A 16,361-nucleotide genomic window follows, 5' to 3' on the forward strand; every position below is an offset into this window, starting at 1 on the left:
TTAAAACTATACATATTTAACATTTCCCTGTTGTTATGAAAACATTCGAAACTTCAGGTTTGGAAACCGAAAGTGTGTACAATAAAATCACCTCGAAACAAAAGTTTGCGAAAGTGGTAATAATCCTATGTTTGCATATTAAATTTTTGCGTATTTGGAAATTTTATTTTGTAATATTTGCATATACATTAAAATTTTTATAAATTTAGTCTTCCGAGACAGGAGAGAAAACATAAAACCCCGGCAATTTTGCTGGGGTTTTGTGTTTGGGGAGGTTTGACAAATTTAAAACTTTGCCCTGAATTTTATTTTTCCTGGCCGCTTCAGGGTATTAATCTCATGGCTAATAAACAGTATAGAATTTTTCAATTCCACCCGGATATGCTGGTTGCTTTTGAACGGAGACAAAATCATAAACTTTGCTGGAACTGTTTTGCACCTTTGCTAAATTAAAACAGATGGCGATGCCCGTCAGAGCTAAAAAGATTAGCTTTCCCATTGTTTTTTGTTAAAATGTTGATTATTTAGTTTTTCTCAGGAATTCCTTTTGGTTTTTTGGTGGTAATAATTACCACTCCATTTTTGCCCTTATTACCATGTAAAGTTACAGCAGACGAATCCTTTAGCACTTCTATTGATTTAATAGATTTCTGATCCAGGTTTTTTATTTCTGAAACTTCCTTCCCATCAACAACATATAGTGGTTTTGCCTTAGGGTCAAAATCTCTGTTCAATAAGTATCTTACTTCTTTGGGTGTATCTATGTTTGGTATTAATGGACGTACGCTAAATCCTGATACTTTTCCTTTTAAATTAGATTCATCAACTTTTATTGGAGTCGTTTTAAGTTCATGATTATTACTCAGAGAACCATTTTTGGTTTTAACTTCTATTACACCTGCAAAACCATCAGCACCATACCGCGCTGTTGCTAAACTATCTTTTAAAATGCTTACAGCTTCAATGTTATTGGGATCAACATCGCTAAGTGATGCTGTGCCCCTTATTATATACTGTTTGTTGCCATCTATTACAATTAAAGGTTCAGTGCCTAATGTTGATGCTCCACAGAGCGTAATTTTAGGCGTTCTGATACTATCTGTCTTTTGAGCAAAACCGGCTAAACTAAAGCCCATCAGCATGCTAAATATGATTACGTTTTTCATATTGAATTTGATTAGAATTTTCTTCTGAGTTCGAAAAAATTAGTGTTCTTATCTATCGAAAGCTCATTTGATTTAAGTGGCCTGAAAATATTGCTTTTTGCACCTTTGCTGGTAACTAAAATTACACCACCCCGTGCTTTTGGCCCATATAGATTCATTGCAGTTTGATCTTTCAACACTTCTATTGATTCGATGCTGTTTGGGTTTATTGTATTCAACTGGCTGTTATCTGATAATTTAACGCCATCTACAATGATTAGCGCGTCAAGATTTGTATCCTCCCTTAATCTGATCCGGTCGCCGGGAATGCTACTTGTTTTAGTCTCTTTTGTAGGTATAGGGTCGCTGAGTTTGAAATTCACGTTAATATTGTATTTAACTCTTACAGCTAAACCATTCTGGATGCCTGGGTTCCACTTTGGCGATTCTTTTATAACTCTCATTGCTTCTTCGTCGGTACCACTGCCTAAACCCCTTGTAATTTGAACATCTGTTAATGAACCATCCTTTTCAACTACAAAACTGAGGAAAACTCTACCCTGAACATTATTGTCCTGAGCCTCCTTTGGATACTTAATGCGGCCACCCAGGTAATTATAAAACTTGGTTATACCGCCTGGAAATTCTGGTTGTTTCTCGATCGAAACGAAGTCATATATTTTGTCAGTATTTTCAGCTTTAATGTTGCTGATTCCAGATTCAGTAGTTTTAGGAAAATCAGATATGATATTAATCTTGTTCAGGTTTACATATTCACCCGATTTAGGTAACAACTTATTTTTAAAACCTTTTGAAGATTCTGGAATTCTAAAACTTACGGTTAAAGCATATTTGCCATCAGCTACAGTTTTAAACCCTTTATAAGATAATATTGCTTTCATTACTTCTTCGTCACAGCCAGCACCTAGTTCTACATTTGATGTAACATTGGTGACCCTTCCGCCTTTTAAATTAAACCTTATCTGGGTATTTCCCTGAATCTGATTGCTATTGGCTGTCGTTGGATATTTGATATTCTGGCCTAGAAACTTATAAAATCCTTTCCAGTTTAGATCTGTTTTGCCATCAACCGAAATTTTAGGCGCTATACTTACCTTCTCGGGGGCTGTAACCATGTTTTCAACCAGTTCAATCGGCTTATCCATCGGGATTTGATCGGTAATGGACAACAATTTCTCATTTTTACGAACAGTAGCAGATGAAAATACAATGAGAAGGGCAAATAGCGGAATAAAGATTCCATACTTCACAATCGCTATCTTTTTAGATCGTTCCTTATGAAGCATGAAAATTCTTTTTTTGATCAATGATTTTTTTAAGAAACCATTTGTTAAAGCATTTGGTGAAATCCCAAACGACTTACTTAATAACAGCATGGCATATTCAGCTTTATCACCTTGAAATTCGGCGGCAAGTTCATCAGCTAAAAATTCGTGGATATTTTTAATGGCTTTCTTGTAAAGATAAATCACCGGGTTTAACCAGGTAATAATCCCTATAATTTCGAAAAATATAATATCTACGCTGTGCCATTGTTTGATATGTGCTTCTTCATGAATATCAATTACATCCATTTGTGGCAATTCCTGGTCAATTACTTTTTTGCCAAAAAAAGAGAAAGCTGTACCAGCCTTATTTATAGTAATGAGTTTTTTAACTGTTAATAAATTAAATACCAATCTACCTAAGAAGAACAAAGTCCCTGCGCAATAAATATAAACGAATGCATTTGCCCAGTTAAAACCAGTATTACGTTCTGTTACAATTGTTGCTTGTGCTAATACAGCTTCCCAATTAACTGAAGTATAGACCTTTTGCGCCGCTTTCTGTTCCGTAAGCCATTCTAAACGGATAAATGGTATACATAGGGATAAAACGCCTGCAGACACTAAATAAATACGGTTTAAAGTGAAATAGGTCTCCTTATCTAATAGTAATTTGTAAAAGCCGAAAAAAACAATTAAGTATAAGTTCACCTGTAATAGGTAGTGGGCAAAACTCATTTTGGCTTGTGTTTAATTTTGTTAATCATTTTTAAAATTTCATCAACATCACTTAAGTCCAGTTTTTCTTCTTTAACGAAGAAAGAAAACATACTCTCCACCGAATTTTCGAAGTAATTGCCTAACAGTTTTTCTGTTGCATGGCGCTTGTACTCTTCTCTGCTGATTAAAGGATAATACTGATGAGCCTTACCGAAGGCTTCGTGACCAATAAAGCCTTTGGTTTCTAAAATTCTAATAATGGTTGATACGGTATTGTACGCCGGTTTAGGGAGGGGGAGCTGATCAATAACCTCTTTAACGAATGCCTTCTCCAATTGCCATAAAACCTGCATAATCTGCTCTTCGGCTTTGGTTAAATCTTTAATTTCCATAATAGTTAATAATAATAAGGATGATAGCAAATTGCTTTGCCTTAACTAAAGTTAAAACTAATTAGTTAGTTGTCCAAATTTTATTTAATAATTATTTGAAAAATAAATGCAGTACGAGTTTTCTTCTACTTAAGGAATTTTCTTTGCGAAAAAATTGTAGAATTTTATCATTTATTTAATTGTTAATCAGATATTTATGTGATTTTTAGGCTAGATGATAATCAGGTTGTTTTTGATGCCATATACCACTAATCCGGTGCGCGACTTAATATTTAGTTTGGCAAAAAGAGATTCCCTATAGTTGTCAACTGTGCGGGGGCTAACATTCATGAGGTCAGCAATTTCCTTATAGGTAAGCTCAGTACTGCAATGTTGCAGAAACGTAAGCTCTCTTTCAGAAAATGTTGGTTTAATACTATTGTCTTTTAAAGCCACCAAAAGCCTGCCCGATACAAGCTCATTTACATAGAACCCTTTGTCTACAGTTACTTTAATGGCCGTTAATAAATCAGATGGTGTAGATTCTTTCAGCATATAACCTCCGGCACCAGCTTTGAGCATTCCAATTATTGCTTTTTCATCTTCAAGCATGCTTAGTGCAAGTATATGAATATTAGGATGGTTGGCTTTAACCCATTTGGTGGCAGCAAAACCATCCATTACTGGCATGTTAATATCCATTAAAATAAGCTGAACTTCAGGGTGCTGATTAATTTTAGTTTGAAGATCGATTCCGTTAATAGCTTCGAACATGACTTCTATATCTTCAAATTCTGCTAATAAACTAGCTAGTCCGGAGCGGAAAAGGGTGTGATCATCAACAATTGCAATAGAGATACTTTGGTTCTGCATAATTAGGGGTAGGGGATTTCAATTGAAATAGATGTGCCTTCGCCAGGAGCCGAATTTAGTGCTAATTTTCCATTGATCATCTCAATTCTTTTATAAATAGAATTAAGCCCCATTCCCGATTTTTTAGTTTTAACGATATCCGGGTCAAAGCCTATACCATTCTCGGCCACCCTTAAATGTAAAGTATTATGCTCAAGATAAGAATCGATCTGTATACGTTCTGCCTGAGCATGTTTTATAATATTATTGATGATTTCCTGCAATAAACGAAGAATGATCAGGTCCTTATCAGGAGATGTGATCCTCAGATCTACCAATTGGTTATTAACTTTTAGTTCATACGTTCCTGCCTTATTAAGCCAGTTAATTTCCTGATCTATCGCATGGCCAATACCATTTTCTACCAGTTGCTCTCCATGTAAAAGCTTGGCCAGCTCCCTCAATTCTTTAATGGATTTATTAACAAGTGTTAATGAATTATCAATTTTTTTTATGGCTTTTTCCTTATCGTTTAAATTTACAGAGTTTAAGGTGAGTGTGGTAAGACTGAGCAACTGGCCAACATTATCATGTAATTCTGTAGCTATACTTTGCATCGTTTGATCTTGTACTTCAACCCTGGCTTGAAGCATTTCAGACTCAAATTTTTGCTGCATATTCTGCTTTTCCAGAAAATGGTTCTTTTTGTGCCGGTTGTATAATCGGATATAAAGTAGTAGAAATATTGGCATCAAAAGAAAAACAAATGATGCCAGTATTATTAGGGACATGTTTTCCGTTGACGAGCTCTGCATATAAATGAATAGGCCCAAAAGCCATATAAAAAAAGATTTAGTGTTGTATAGATTATTACCCGGGTGTTATATTTTCCTAAGAATTTTTGCTGAATAATATCATCAAAAAAATTGGCAAGTGTACTTCCAAAATAGAATATTAATGTTCCGCCGACCCACCAAAATGCAGGGTGAAACTTTAAATCAATATAATTTTCGTCTTTGAGCAACAAATAAAAATATAATAGGCCATAGATTACAAAAACCACAGAAGCTATACTTATTGTAAAAGCATTGTAAATGTTTATACCATACATAAGAGTAAATATTGTATATATTATGATTGTTGCTACATACGCTGCAGTTAACCAGTACTTTATATTTGCGTATTGTTTTATAAAAGTAAAAAAGCCATAAGTGATGAAAGAAACCTCAAATATTGTATAAATATTGTAAACACATAAATTCGTATGATAGGTTATAGCAAAATACCTTCCAACTATTTCGGTCAACATTACTATGGCCATATAGCATATCGTTATTAGCCAAAATGTTGATTTGTCCTTGGCTAAAAAGTATATTGCACAAATAAGGCACAGCAGTTCTGCATATGAACTGCTGGTTGGGAGAATAAATTTTAAGCTATTTAATATATCAAAATGCGTGGCGGTTTTCGCTGTCATCTATTTAATCATACATTAATGGGCTTTTGTCATCACAAACTTGCGGACATAGTGAGGATCTGTTATAAGGATCAGTAGGTGCCGGAACAGGTCCTCCATAGATATCGTCATTATCTATAAAATAATCTACTCGGGGCTTGCCATCAATTATTTTGGTTACCACAAGAAGTAATGTGTTCATTTCAGCATAATTAGCAGGGATTTTATCACCATATTCAAGTTTGTTGATCTGATCAATGATATCATCAGTATACCTTCCAAAATATATTCTAACGCCATCCCCTCCAAATTCTTCTAATTTTTTTGTTAATGAAGTAATTTGTTCTGCAGGAAACCAGGCTGCTTCGGTAAAAGTACCTTTTTCTGCGTTTTGGCTTTTGCGGAAAGCTGCCGTCATTTGGCTGGCAATACCTACAGGTATTGTATTTGTTGTACTGTTTTTAGCGTCTTTTTCGAACATTATTTGATTGATAAATTAAGAAACTAAATTATGCATTTTTGTTTATTTGGCGCTAAACAATTGATTTAAGTCTATATAATTAGTAAAGTCTTAACTTATAAAAGTTACATTGATAAAAAAATAGTTCGCAAAGCTGAGAACTCTTTTTTTTAAAAATAGAGATACCGGAACTCTTATCGGGTGAATACATACAGCCTAGTGCCTAAATAATCATTTTAAGGAATTTGAAAGTGAAAATGTCCTTATCATATTTTGACATATATAATTGAATTTAACAATCCAAAATACCGTAAAAATACCCTTCAATTTAGGGTGTTTTGCATTAACATCAAATTGCGCCCTACCACTATTTTTGGTATGCAATAACAGCTGAATATTTGTAATTGTAAAAATAAATACTGTCTATCCCATGAAAACAAACATTTTGGACTTATGTCAAAATAAGTCTTTTTTTTAATAAAGCTTTGATTATTGGCAACATTCACCACTAAATTCTCTCAAAATGATAAATAATATCCTATTGCAGGAAAATCATAGTTCGATTAGCGAAAGGGAAGTTGAAATTGTACACCTGTTATCAATGGGCTACAATAGTAAAGAAATTGGGTCAATGCTTTTTATTAGCGAGCACACGGTTAATACCCACCGAAGAAATATGGTAAGAAAGCTCGATCTTAAAAATTCTTATCAATTAATTGTCTGGGCATTCAAAGAAAAAATATTATCTCTATAAGAGTAAAAGATACATATAACCTCTCAGTCTAAACAACAAAGCCTGCTATTTGATACTAAAGTCAAATTAGCAGGCTTTTCTTTGTAGGTATGTTTTTATTTGTGTAATTAATTTATTCTTGAATTCTGTTGGTGATTTAAGGGAGATTACTTTATGCTCTTTTTGGTTACGATAAAATAACCAATGATGAAAAGAACCGAAGCATAAATCAAACTTGTCCATATTTCTTGCGTAAAACCAGGGAAAGCTAACGGATCAGCACCTTTTTTTACTTTCGTTATTCTTAAAGCCAGCGTTGGCAAAGAATAGGGAATAAGGTAAGCGTATTTCCAGCCTACGTTTGCCGTAATAATGCCCATGATGGTGCCAACAAAGCCAATACCCATGGGTTTAAGGAAATCGCTCCATAATAAACTTAATATAAACTGCAGGGATAAAATGCCTAGAGAAGCTAAAAATAATTTAACGTAGGAGTTAATCAGAATATTTAGTGGGTTATATTGATTAAAATTAAACTTAGGAACCAATACCTGTAATAAATGGCCAAAGGCATAGGTAAGTGTAGCAAATAAGAGCAGGCAGATAAATATTAACAATATAGCATACAGGTATTTTGCAGTATAAATTGAAAATTTATTTAAGGGTTGGGCAAATAACATTTTCCAGGTGTCGTTCTTGTGTTCGATGTTATTGACCGAAAAGGCCATAAATATGACATAGAAGGGCATTATTAAGAATCCCATTACACCGAGTGCTGCGCCACTGTAATGAGCCCATAAGAGCATTGGAGGATAATGGTTGGCGATAATTTTCTCTGCATCGGAATAAAAACCAAAACTGATTAACCCGCAAATAATAACGGGTAATAATATAGCTGCCCAAAAGGCCAGGGTTTTTCTGGATTTGTAAAATTCTGATACTAAGGAAATATAAAGAGCGTGCATGTTAATTGGTTTTAGTAATATCCAGGAATAAATTTTCGAGATCTTTTCGTTGCTGATAAAGACTGCTCACCGTAAAACCATTTTGGATCAGTAATGTATTTAGTTCTCCACTTTTTTGCGAAGAAGCAAATGGTATAGTAATTATCTTATCGGTTTTTGATACGATTTCATATCCCTGTTTTACTAATAAGGCACTTGCATTTTCAATATTGTCAACCTGGATTTCGAGCATGGGTTTGCTCAATAAATGAAGTTCTCCAATCGTACCCTGAAATAATAATTGGCCTTTATTTATAATGCCAACATGGGTTGCTGTTCTTTCTATTTCTGCCAATAAGTGGCTTGAAACCAATATTGTTTTTTGGTGTTTTGTGGCTAAATCGATCATAAGGTTCCGAATCTCGATAATCCCATTTGGATCTAAGCCATTGGTAGGCTCATCCAATAGAAGTAATTCCGGATCTGAAATTAGTGCCTGCGCAATGCCAAGCCTTTGTTTCATGCCTAACGAATATTTGTTGGCTTTTTTATTTGCTGCTTCTGCCAGGCCCACCAGCGACAGCATTTCATCAGCTTTTGATTTTTTAATGCCTAACAAGATACAACGGTTAACCAGATTTTCTTTTCCTGTTAAGTGACCATAAATGGCTGGTTGTTCTACTAAAGCACCTATGCGTTTAAGAATCGCTATACGATTATTGTTTATTTCCTTGCCAAATATAAAAACCTGATCGGATGGCGACTTCAGCAGGTTCAGCAGGATTTTTATAGTGGTTGTTTTGCCAGCCCCATTCGGGCCTAAAAAACCATATATGCTCCCTTTCGGGACTTGTAAGGATAAATCTTTTACTATGGCCTGGTTGCCGAAGTTAAAGTTTAGACCTACGGTTTCGATAGCGTAATTACCCATTATTCCTATTTGAAAATGGCAGTTGCCTGTTTCACAACAGAACCAGATGGTTTTGTTGTTTTTACAGCTATTTCTGCATCATTCTGATTGGTGTTAACGGTAAGCGTTAAAATAATCATCATAAATACAGGTAATAATAAAAGTAAAAATGGCGATGTGTTTGCTAACTTTTTCATGATCGATAGTTTTATTTGAGAGGTTGAGAAAAGACCATCAGTAATTACTGTTTGATTTTTTAAGTTGATTACTGATGATGTTTTCATTTTGTTTTCGTTTTGATGATTCAAAGAAACTCAAGAAAAATAACCTGCTAAAATCTATTATACCAAGTGTTCAAGATTCTAGATCAACAGACATTTTTGGCGTTTGTCGATAAAATTTGCCTATTGGGCCGTTGGTAGAAAAAAAAAGCCCGTTGGTAGATTGTGTAAGTAAATCGATAAAACTTTATTTATTTTGGATGCATGAAAAAAGCGGTTCTAAAATATATATGGGCAGCTGTTATTTCTGGTAAAACAATTTGTAATGAAAGAAGGTAAGGGAGCTTTAATATTGCACAGTATTTTCTGGGCAACTATATTAATAGGTGCAGTTGTTATCGTGATAACAACTGGCTCTGGAATAACGCTGAAGCGGGAGTTCATCTCATTTGGTGTATTTGGAATCCTAAATGTTTCACTTTTCTACATCAACTACATTTTTTTAATTCCTGAACTCATTAAGAGAAGAAAAAAGTATTGGCTTTATGTTTTTGCTTTTTTTCTGATGATTGCAGTTTTTGCCTTAATTAAGACAGTTGTTGCAGTTTTATATCCATCAGATATGATGATGGTGAGAGGTGGAAAGGCAGAATATAATGTGAATGAATATTTTGCAGGTAAAGCTTTTGTTGGCGGCTTTTTTATGATCAGTAGCTGTATTATCAAGTTTACTATTGATTGGTTTGGAAGCGAAAGGATTCAGCGTAATTTAGAAAGTGAGCGTCGCGAAATGGAACTTCAGTTTTTAAAATCGCAGTTAAACCCTCATTTTCTTTTTAATTCGCTTAACAATATCTATTCGCTGGCTTATCAGAAATCAGATAAAACAGCCGATGCCATTATGAAGCTCTCAGAAATTATGCGCTACATGATTTACGAAAGCAACACGCCAACCGTAGCGTTAAGTAAGGAGGTAGATTATTTAACCAGTTATATCGAACTGCAAAAAATTAGGTTTAAAGATGGGGCCTATATAGAGCTTACCTTAAACGGCGAAATTGATAATCAAAAAATTGTTCCTCTAATGTTGATTTCGTTTGTAGAAAATGCATTTAAGCATGGCGTAGTAACTGATCCTGCAGAACCAGTTAAAATCAATATCATTGCCAATCAGAAAATTTTGCATTTTAGTGTAGTGAATAAAAAGAACCAGCAGAATAAAGATGCACAGGGAGGAGTTGGTTTAACCAATGTAGAACGGCGGTTACAATTGGTTTATCCTGATAGATATAAATTAAATGTTGTAAATTCGGCTACTCATTATACCTGTGAACTGATGATTGACATATAATCCGATAACTAACCATAAACCGGATAATAAATCATTAATTAAATAATAACCTAAAATGAACTTAAACTGTATTGTTGTTGATGATGAGCCTCTAGCGCTTGATATTTTACAGGATTATATATCTAAAGTACCTTTTTTAACTATGGTTAAAAGATGCGAAAATCCTATTGAAGCTTTGCAGATTGTTCAGGGCGGAGGGATTGATCTTGTGTTTTTAGATATTCAGATGCCTGAGTTAACCGGAATCCAGTTTTTAAAAATTGCCGGCAATAAATGCCACTACATATTAACTACCGCTTACCCGCAGTACGCTTTAGAAAGTTACGACCTGAATGTTTCTGATTACCTGTTAAAGCCAATTGCATTCGACCGTTTTTATAAAGCGGTAGAAAAAGTTCACAATCAGGTAAAGCCGGTTGAAACGCCTGCCAGTGTGGCCCAGCCGATTATTACGCCAGCACCATTTTCAGGTGCACCAAACCCGGTTCAGGATTATATTTTTGTAAAAACGGAACATAAGATTCAAAAAATCTATCTGCACGATATTTTATTCATAGAAGGCTTAAAAGATTACATTTCGATATTTACAAAGGACGAACGTGTAATTACGCTTCAGAGCATGAAGAAGATGGAAGAAGCTTTGCCTCAAAGTCAGTTTATCCGGGTGCATAAATCTTATATTGTGGCGGTTGATAAGATTGAAAGTATTGAGCGTAGCCGCATTACCATTAACCAAAAAATTATCCCGGTTGGAGATACTTACCGCGATGAATTTTTCAGGGTGATTGGGAACAAAAATATTTAGAGCGATTGGCTTTAGGCGTCTAGCGCTTGACCGGTTAACCACTGTGTTGCGACGAATTTCACAGAAACAACGAATATTTTACGAGAATCTGTTTAGATAGATCTCTCCATTTCGCTGCGCTATAGTCGAGATGACGACCGTTCTATGGAATTCTATCTATGGTAGCGGAGTCGAAGAATACTTAAGGTGATTAATTAAAATTACAAACTAGCAGGCTGCGGCATCGGCTGACCTAGAACTTTCCTGATCTCGTTTTCTACTTCCAAAGTAATATCATTTGCAGTTTTTGCGCCAGGTTCTATTGGCTTTAAAACCGTCCATTTTAAGGCATTTCCTGTGGTTAACGGAAACATACCAAAGCGGACAATTTTCCACGAATTTTCTATGGCCACCGGAACCACTAAAGCATTAGGTACAACTTTTAATATGGTAGCAATACCGCCAAATTGGAAAGTTTTTAACTGACCATCTTTTGCCCGGGTTCCCTCCGGGAAAATAACAGTACTCCAGTTATTCTCTTTCATTCTGCGGCCAAGCTTGATGATTTCAGAGATGGCCTGTTTGTTGTCTTTCCTGTTGATGTTTGCACCGCCACCTAAACGCAGGTTAATGGATATTGACGGAATGCCTTTGGTAAGCTCAATTTTAGAGATGAATTTTGCACTGTGTTTTCTTAAAAACCAAATTAACGAAGGGATATCGTACATGCTCTGGTGGTTCGCGGCAAATATAATTGGTCTATCTGTTGGTAAATCGTATTCATTTTTAAAACTGATTGAATTGAATAAAAAGACCTGGCAGTAGGTTAGGAAAAAGTTAAGGATATCTACCGAAACTTTATGCGCTTTATAGCCAAAAAGCTTAAAACAAAGCCATTGTATAGGGTGGAATATACAAAGGGTTAAACCAAAGAAAATATAAAAAACAGGGCTTAAAATATAGCCGAAAAGCTTGCTCATCTGGTTGATTTAATAGAGGGCAAAGATAATAATAAATTATTCTGGTTCTTTGAAGATGTATCTTTCTTCGTATTCAATCTCAAACGTTTTTAAGAAACGGGTGTACTCCTGTAAAAAGTTCTCCTTTTTATGGTGCTGTTCCTGATTTTGAATGTATTGGATGACCTGTTGAATATGGCTTTTCGAATATGAAAATGCACCATAACCTTCTTGCCAGGCAAATTTTGTTTTACAAAATCGCTGGTCATTAATCCATTTAGAACTTTCTGTCTTTACATTTTGAATCAGGCTAGAAATAGACTGATGTGGCCGCATACCAATAAAAATGTGAATATGATCGGGCATACAATTAGTCTGTATCATTTTATGGTTATTTGCCTGAAATATTCCTGTGAGATATTTTAATAGCCTTTCTTTCCATTCCAGATGAATTAATGAAGCACGAAATTTAACTGCAAAAACAAACTGAATGTGTAATTGGGTATAGGTATTTGGCATAGCGTTCTAAATTTAAATCATAATCAAACGTTCCTACGGAACGAAAATTGCCGTCTGCAATTTCTACCGAGGAAATGTCCATACTGGACATTATTAATTTTAGGATGATTTAATATTTAGGGATTGCACTAGCAATTTAAAACAAATGGCTCTATAGAACAAGTGCTGATGCAATATTTTTAGGTGTTAGGAGAATTTTTATAAGAACCCACTGTTAAAAAAAATAATAAGCCGACATCCCTCTGGGACACCATTAGTTTTTTGGGTGATTAATATTCAGGGTTTGTTTCAGCAATTTAATATAAATAATTTTAATATTTAATCAATGCAATGTCCCACCGGGACATATGCCCGGTAGAAAAAGTATATAATATTTTTATGTTCCGTTAGGAACATTTGGTGGTTCCCCCGGTTACAATTCGCCATTCATTATCATCAGTTTGGCTTTTAAGATTGCAGCTACGCTCATCGAATCGGTAATTTCTCCATTTTGTACCATTTGATAAGCTTCATTAAAGGACAATTTTTTTACCACAAGTTGTTCCGTTTCTTCTGGCATAGCGATACCTTGAATTAAACCAGTGGCAACATAGATTATGCTCAGTTCATCGCTCACAGAATTGGATAAGTGCATTCTTTGTATCTCTTTCCAGTTTCTGGCACTCATACCCGTTTCTTCCAGTAATTCTCTTCTTGCACTTTCTAATGGCGCTTCATGGAATGGTCCTCCGCCTTCGGGAATTTCCCAGCTGTAGGCATTTAGGGCGTACCGATATTGGCCAACCAGCCAGGTATTGTATTTTTCATCCAAAGGAAGAATTCCGATGGCCAAATTCTTAAAATGAACGGTACCATAAATTCCTTGCCCACCAGATGGATTAATGACCTGGTGTTCGGTTAAACGAATCCAGTTATTATCGTATTTTACCTCGCTTTCCAGCGTTTTCCAGGGGTTAGTTTCTTCCATGGTGCAAGATAATAACTTACTATGGTTTTTAAGGAAGGAGAAAATGTAGAACAAAAAAAGGTGCTTAGATTTTTTTCTAAGCACCCTTGGTTAAATTAGAATGATCCTTCATCAGGACGGTTGTCCTGATCTTCTTTTTTCTTTTTATTAGTACCGGTAAATGTGGTTTTTCCAAAGCGGTAAGAGAAAGTTAAATTCCCCATTGTTCCTTGAAACTGGCGTTCAAAATCAACAATTGTGGCTCTGTCTTCGGTGGTCATGCTCCATCTTCTGGTATTAAAGACATCTCTGACATTGAAACTTAAAGATGCTTTTTTGTTAGGGAAATCGTATTTGGCTCCCCCGTCAATCCCATACATCGCATTACGTTTTCCCTGTGCCATCACTTCTGGTGCCCTATAGTCGCCGCGCACCTGTAAAGATAAACTCTTAACTACCGTTAAATTTCCGGTCAGGTTGGCGTTCCAGCTAAAGCCACTGCTTGATGGAATGTCAAATCGTGCATCACCAGCAAACTTTGCCTGGTACAAGTTTACGTTTGTGGTAAAGTTTAAAGCTTTAATCAGGTCAAAGCGGCCAATTAATTCTAAACCGCTATTAATCTGGTTTGTTAAATTTTGAGGGGTTGAGGTAATAATCCCATTAACTGGTGTACTTCTTACGCGTTGGATTACATCATTGGTCTGACGGAAATACAAGCTTGAAGTTAAGGTTACTTTTTTCCAGTACTTGCTATAACCCAACTCAAAAGAGTGTACATCCTCAGGTAATAAATTAGGGTTACCGCCTCTGTAGTTTAAGGGGTCAGAAACATCTAAAAATGGATTGGTATCCCATGGACGTGGTCGGTTTACACGGCGGGTATAACTCAGTTGAATCTGGTTATCGCCCTTTAGTTTCTGTGTTAAGAACACGCTTGGGTATATCCTTTTGTAATGAATGTTTCCTTCGGCAGTGGTTAATACATTATTGGTATAACCTTCTAAATGTGTATCTAAACGTGCATCTTCTCCCCTTAAACCTATTTGATAACCAAAATCTTTAATCTGGTTCTGGTAATTGAAATACAGGGCATGCACCTGATCTTTACTATCAAAACCATTAATCAACTTGTTGTTGCTGATGTAGATAGTGCTGTTGGTTAGGATCGAATCTGCATATTGATCATTTTTCCCTAAGCGGATCTGGCTGCGGTAACCTACTTCAATTTTACCTGCGTTACCTACTGGCAGGGCATAATCCGTCTGAATATTATAGTTGGTGTTATTACCTGTATTAAATACGCGTTGTAAACTTAAGGTTTCATCAATGGGTACACCATTGCGGTTAGTAGTATTGGTGCTGTAATACTGATCGTTATTATTGGTGCCATACGAGTAACCGAAGTTAAAAGTTAACTCCTCTTTCGGTTTCTTAAACTTCTGCACATAATCCAAATTAGCATCATAACTATTGCCATAACCGTCAGTATTGTTGGTTCTGGTACTTAACAAAACAGGAGATTGATTGATGTTCAACTGTCTGATATTAAGCAAGTCATTGCGTTCATTTTCCCTTGAATTGAAACCGCCAGATAAGCTGATTACACTTTTAGGTGCTAAATAATAGTCAATACCCGCTTTGGCATTATGTCCTTTATCTAATGATTTTGAAACGGTATTCTGATTGGCAAATCGTGTTACAAGTGTATCTGGCTTATAAAAAATATCCTGAAAACCACCACCCACGCGGTTTCCATAACGGTAGCCATAGTTTCCATAAATGTTTACTTTACTGTTTTGAAAACTTAAGTTGGTATTGGCATTATAATTATCACGGTTACCTGCTGTTAAAGCAACTGAACCATTAAACCCAAGTTTTGTATTTTTCTTAAGTACAATGTTAATGATACCTGATTGGCCTTCAGCATCGTATTTTGCTGATGGATTGGTAATTACTTCAACACTTTCGATGGAACTGGCAGGAATGGATTGAAGAATCTGCGCTACATTACCACCGGCAATTAAAGATGGCTTTCCGTCAATTAATACTTTAACACCCGCAGAGCCGCGTAAACTCACATTGCCATCCATATCGGTAGAAACGGAAGGGATATTCTGCAATAAATCGCCAGCAGAACCACCTTCGCTGATTACACTCTGATCTACTGCGAAAATCTTTTTATCAATGCCCATTTGCATACCCTGTTTCTGGCCGGTCACGGTAATTTCGCTTAATACATTACCTTTTGCCGCATTCATTTTAATGTCGCCAAAATTTAAGGTACCCGTACTTGCGGTAATCGTTACATTGTCCCTAACCATGGTTTGGTAACCAACGAAGCTGATTTTAAAGGTAAAAGTCCCTGTAGGGATTTCTGTCATTACAAATGCACCATTCACATCTGTTTGAACTATTTTGGCATTTTTTGCTGTGGCTTTATTGATTAAGACTGCCGTGGCAAAAGGAATGGTTTCTTGTGTTTTGGCATCTTTAAGTACTCCGGTAATTTTTGCTTTTCCGCCTGTTTGTGCAAAAAGACTAAATGAAAAAGTGAGCAGTAATAGGATAATCTGTATTGTTCTGTATTGAAATAGTTTCATTAAAAATTAAATTTCGTGTGTTTTTATAAAGGGAGACAAAGTAACGGCAAGTAAGTTTAATAAATGGGCCGTAACTATTTTATTACAGCCATTTTATAGTA

The 16,361-nt window shown here is 35.5% G+C and carries 17 protein-coding genes; 3 read left to right on the top strand and 14 right to left on the bottom strand.

The annotated features are described in order from the left end of the window. Nucleotides 1-524 precede the first annotated feature (524 nt). From FFJ24_RS23715 to FFJ24_RS23740, 7 genes are all read right to left on the bottom strand, one after another. Nucleotides 525-1,166 (bottom strand): TonB-dependent receptor plug domain-containing protein, encoded by a 642-nt coding sequence (locus tag FFJ24_RS23715; RefSeq protein WP_138819582.1) that lies wholly within the window; start codon nt 1,164-1,166, stop codon nt 525-527. Between the two features lie 11 nt (nt 1,167-1,177). Then, on the bottom strand, nt 1,178-3,169 hold the full coding sequence (locus FFJ24_RS23720) for a M56 family metallopeptidase (RefSeq protein WP_138819583.1): 1,992 nt from the start codon (nt 3,167-3,169) through the stop codon (nt 1,178-1,180). Continuing rightward, nucleotides 3,166-3,543 (bottom strand): BlaI/MecI/CopY family transcriptional regulator, encoded by a 378-nt coding sequence (locus tag FFJ24_RS23725; protein WP_138819584.1) that lies wholly within the window; start codon nt 3,541-3,543, stop codon nt 3,166-3,168. The genes FFJ24_RS23720 and FFJ24_RS23725 overlap by 4 nt, the downstream gene beginning before the upstream one ends. A gap of 210 nt (nt 3,544-3,753) precedes the next feature. Then, entirely contained in the window at nt 3,754-4,395 is a 642-nt protein-coding gene (locus FFJ24_RS23730) for a response regulator transcription factor (RefSeq protein WP_138819585.1), read from the bottom strand. 2 nt (nt 4,396-4,397) lie between these two features. After that, the gene (locus FFJ24_RS23735; RefSeq protein WP_168202542.1) at nt 4,398-5,027 is read right to left on the bottom strand and encodes a sensor histidine kinase; all 630 of its coding nucleotides are present in this window, start codon (nt 5,025-5,027) and stop codon (nt 4,398-4,400) included. Between the two features lie 128 nt (nt 5,028-5,155). Continuing rightward, entirely contained in the window at nt 5,156-5,851 is a 696-nt protein-coding gene (locus tag FFJ24_RS26240; protein WP_168202543.1) for a hypothetical protein, read from the bottom strand. A 4-nt stretch (nt 5,852-5,855) separates the two neighbouring features. Beyond that, nucleotides 5,856-6,311 (bottom strand): hypothetical protein, encoded by a 456-nt coding sequence (locus FFJ24_RS23740; RefSeq protein WP_138819587.1) that lies wholly within the window; start codon nt 6,309-6,311, stop codon nt 5,856-5,858. A gap of 502 nt (nt 6,312-6,813) precedes the next feature. On the opposite strand from FFJ24_RS23740, the gene FFJ24_RS26840 reads away from it, so the two are divergent. Continuing rightward, complete coding sequence (locus FFJ24_RS26840; protein WP_138819588.1) at nt 6,814-7,044, top strand: response regulator transcription factor; 231 nt, start codon at nt 6,814-6,816, stop codon at nt 7,042-7,044. Between the two features lie 146 nt (nt 7,045-7,190). On the opposite strand, the gene FFJ24_RS23750 is transcribed toward FFJ24_RS26840, so the two are convergent. Genes FFJ24_RS23750 through FFJ24_RS26245 form a run of 3 tightly spaced genes read right to left on the bottom strand, consistent with a single transcriptional unit; the run spans nt 7,191 to nt 9,074 of the window. Continuing rightward, on the bottom strand, nt 7,191-7,988 hold the full coding sequence (locus FFJ24_RS23750; RefSeq protein WP_138819589.1) for an ABC transporter permease: 798 nt from the start codon (nt 7,986-7,988) through the stop codon (nt 7,191-7,193). Nucleotide 7,989: 1 nt separating this feature from the next. Next, nucleotides 7,990-8,898, bottom strand: coding sequence for an ABC transporter ATP-binding protein (locus FFJ24_RS23755; protein WP_138819590.1), 909 nt, complete (start codon nt 8,896-8,898; stop codon nt 7,990-7,992). A gap of 5 nt (nt 8,899-8,903) precedes the next feature. Then, a complete protein-coding gene (locus FFJ24_RS26245) occupies nt 8,904-9,074 on the bottom strand; it encodes a hypothetical protein (RefSeq protein ID WP_168202544.1) in 171 nt (56 codons plus the stop codon). A 349-nt stretch (nt 9,075-9,423) separates the two neighbouring features. Between FFJ24_RS26245 and FFJ24_RS23760 the strand changes: the two genes are divergently transcribed. Next, the gene (locus tag FFJ24_RS23760) at nt 9,424-10,449 is read left to right on the top strand and encodes a sensor histidine kinase (RefSeq protein WP_246862689.1); all 1,026 of its coding nucleotides are present in this window, start codon (nt 9,424-9,426) and stop codon (nt 10,447-10,449) included. 55 nt (nt 10,450-10,504) lie between these two features. Beyond that, the gene (locus FFJ24_RS23765) at nt 10,505-11,254 is read left to right on the top strand and encodes a LytTR family DNA-binding domain-containing protein (RefSeq protein ID WP_138819591.1); all 750 of its coding nucleotides are present in this window, start codon (nt 10,505-10,507) and stop codon (nt 11,252-11,254) included. 200 nt (nt 11,255-11,454) lie between these two features. Here the strand turns inward: FFJ24_RS23765 and FFJ24_RS23770 are convergent, their stop codons facing one another. From FFJ24_RS23770 to FFJ24_RS23785, 4 genes are all read right to left on the bottom strand, one after another. Next, a complete protein-coding gene (locus FFJ24_RS23770) occupies nt 11,455-12,213 on the bottom strand; it encodes a 1-acyl-sn-glycerol-3-phosphate acyltransferase (RefSeq protein ID WP_138819592.1) in 759 nt (252 codons plus the stop codon). A 36-nt stretch (nt 12,214-12,249) separates the two neighbouring features. Beyond that, nucleotides 12,250-12,711, bottom strand: a complete 462-nt coding sequence (gene tnpA, locus FFJ24_RS23775; RefSeq protein WP_138819593.1) for an IS200/IS605 family transposase — start codon at nt 12,709-12,711, stop codon at nt 12,250-12,252. A 412-nt stretch (nt 12,712-13,123) separates the two neighbouring features. After that, on the bottom strand, nt 13,124-13,678 hold the full coding sequence (locus tag FFJ24_RS23780; RefSeq protein WP_138819594.1) for an NUDIX hydrolase: 555 nt from the start codon (nt 13,676-13,678) through the stop codon (nt 13,124-13,126). Between the two features lie 95 nt (nt 13,679-13,773). Further along, nucleotides 13,774-16,260, bottom strand: a complete 2,487-nt coding sequence (locus FFJ24_RS23785) for an outer membrane beta-barrel family protein (protein ID WP_138819595.1) — start codon at nt 16,258-16,260, stop codon at nt 13,774-13,776. Nucleotides 16,261-16,361: the final 101 nt, after the last annotated feature.

The organism is Pedobacter sp. KBS0701 (genome assembly GCF_005938645.2).
Classification (GTDB): Bacteria; Bacteroidota; Bacteroidia; order Sphingobacteriales; family Sphingobacteriaceae; genus Pedobacter.